2 protein-coding genes are annotated in these 1,941 nt (G+C 31.9%); both read left to right on the top strand.

All coding sequences use genetic code 11. From position 1 onward, the window contains the following. The coding region (locus QP860_RS10465; protein ID WP_284912787.1) for a phage antirepressor KilAC domain-containing protein at positions 1 to 523 on the top strand (523 nt) is incomplete at its 5' end. Next, on the top strand, positions 516 to 1,941 hold a 1,426-nt coding region (locus QP860_RS10460; RefSeq protein ID WP_284912785.1), incomplete at its 3' end, for a VirD4-like conjugal transfer protein, CD1115 family. The genes QP860_RS10465 and QP860_RS10460, both read left to right, overlap by 8 nt.

Here is a 1,941-nt window from a genome sequence, read left to right as displayed (position 1 = left end):
TAATGAGTCAGGATTGTATTCACTTATCCTCTCATCAAAACTGCCACAAGCAAAAATATTCAAAGCTTGGGTAACTAGAGAAGTCTTACCAAGTATTAGAAAAAATGGAGGATATATAGTAGGGCAAGAAAAGAAAACAAATGAAGAGCTACTTGCAGATGCAATTTTAGTAGCCAATAGAATTATTGCCGAAAGAGAAGAAGAAATTGAAGAATTAAGACCAAAGGCAGACTATTATGACAAATTAGTAGATTATAACCTACTTACAAACTTTAGAAATACTGCCAAAGAGTTAGGCATACCACAAAATCAGTTTATAAGTTTTCTAATGGATAAGGGATTAATTTATAGAGATAAGAAAAAGAAACTCTTACCTTATGCAGATAAGAACAAGGGATATTTTGAAGTAAAGGAATGGGTTGATCCACTAGGTACACTTGTAGGAATACAAACATTTATAACACCAAAGGGAAGACACTACCTACTAATTTTATTAGATAGTGAAGGTTTCTACGATGAATAAGATATTAGAAGCCATTCTTTCTGATATTAAAAACTTAATTAAAATAGACAACCCAAAGAAATTTATATTATCAAACATCCCTTATCTATCATTCTTCTACATTGGAAATATCTTTTCTAAGCACATCAATTCCTATGTAGGAGGAGATATTATTGATAGAATAATGGTAGGAATTTCTGATATAGGAACTTTATCTTATATACCAAGCCTTAATCCAAGGGACTTGTTAGTAGGTATTTCAGTTGCTGCTCTTGTTAAGCTAATTGTTTATAGCAAAGGTAAAAATAAAAAGAAATATAGGCAAGGCAAGGAATATGGATCTGCAAGATGGGGAGAAAGCAAGGATATTGCTCCATACATTGACCCTAAGTTTGAAAACAATGTTCTCATAACTAATACCGAAAGACTAACAATGAACTCAAGACCTAAAAATCCTAAATACGCTAGAAATAAAAATGTATTAGTAATAGGATGTTCTGGATCAGGTAAAACGAGATTTTATGTAAAGCCAAATCTAATGCAAATGCATTCTTCTTATGTAGTAACAGACCCTAAAGGTACACTTGTGTTAGAGTGTGGAAAAATGCTTTATGAAAATGGATATGACATAAAAATTTTAAATACAATAAACTTTAAAAAATCTATGAAATACAATCCCTTTGCTTATCTTCGATCAGAAAAAGATATTTTAAAGCTTGTCCAAACTATAATTGCTAATACAAAGGGAGATGGAGAAAAGGCAGGAGAAGATTTCTGGGTAAAGGCTGAAAAGCTATATTACACTGCCCTCATCGGTTATATCTATTATGAAGCACCAGAAGAAGAAAAGAATTTTAAAACACTTTTAGATATGATTGACGCAAGTGAAGTTAGAGAAGATGATGAAACCTATATGAACCCAATTGATAGGCTTTTTGAAGCTCTTGAAAAGAAAGATCCAAGTCATTTTGCAGTTAAGCAATATAAGAAATACAAGTTGGCAGCAGGAAAAACTGCCAAGTCAATTCTAATATCTTGTGGAGCAAGACTTGCACCTTTTGATATAAGAGAGCTTAGAGAGTTAATGAGCGAAGATGAACTAGAGCTTGATAAAATTGGAGATAGAAAAACTGCCTTGTTTGTAATAATATCAGATACAGATGATACATTTAATTTTGTAGTTTCAATAATGTATTCTCAATTATTTAACCTACTATGTGATAAGGCAGATGATGTGTATGGTGGAAGACTTCCAGTTCATGTTAGGTGTTTGCTTGATGAGTTTGCAAATATTGGCTTAATTCCTAAATTTGAAAAATTGATTGCAACAATTCGTTCAAGAGAAATATCTGCAAGCATAATATTACAAGCACAATCTCAATTAAAAGCAATCTATAAAGACCATGCAGATACAATAGTTGGTAACTGCGACTCTACAC

This window comes from Aerococcus sp. UMB1112A, from assembly GCF_030230715.1.
Lineage (GTDB): Bacteria > Bacillota > Bacilli > Lactobacillales > Aerococcaceae > Aerococcus.
This window is presented reverse-complemented; position numbering and strand designations above follow the sequence as displayed.